Origin of the sequence: Microbacterium sp. CCH5-D1 (assembly GCF_001557335.1) — a bacterium.
Classification (GTDB): domain Bacteria; phylum Actinomycetota; class Actinomycetes; order Actinomycetales; family Microbacteriaceae; genus Microbacterium; species Microbacterium oxydans.
On record NZ_LSJW01000115.1, the window covers coordinates 1 to 483 of the forward strand.

Below are 483 nucleotides of genomic sequence, written 5' to 3' on the forward strand. Positions count from 1 at the left end.
AGAATCGTCGGCAGCCGCCCCTCGTGTTCGCCGTGACGCGCATGCTCGGCTCCGGACTCGTCGGGTACCCGCAGTGGAGGGACTTCGTGCTCCGCAACGCCGACGCGGTGATCGCCGAGTGCGCGAACCGCAGCCTCCAGACCAATGAGCCCCTCCGCCTCGCGGCGCTGCTGCCCGTGCTGTCGGAGATAGCCGGACCGATCGCGCTGCTCGAGGTCGGAGCGTCGGCGGGGTTGTGCCTCTACCCGGACCGCTACTCGTATCGCTTCATCGCGGCGGATGGATCGGTCAGGAGCGTCCTCGATCCTCTTGACGGACCCTCGACCGTCGTGCTGGAGAGCCGGGTCTCGGGCGCGCTGCCTCCGCTGCGGATGCCGGACGTGGTCTGGCGGGCGGGCGTCGACCTCGCGCCCCTCGATGCGGCGGATGAACGCGATCGGCGCTGGCTGCGTGGGCTCGTGTGGCCGGGAGAGGAGGGGCGGG

Annotated in this window: 1 protein-coding gene; it reads left to right on the top strand. The window is 71.2% G+C overall.

Annotated features, from left to right (window positions below; genetic code table 11):
- Positions 1–23 precede the first annotated feature (23 nt).
- Positions 24–483, top strand: a 460-nt coding sequence (locus AX744_RS07590) for a DUF2332 family protein (RefSeq protein ID WP_231728760.1), incomplete at its 3' end; no start/stop codon positions are given.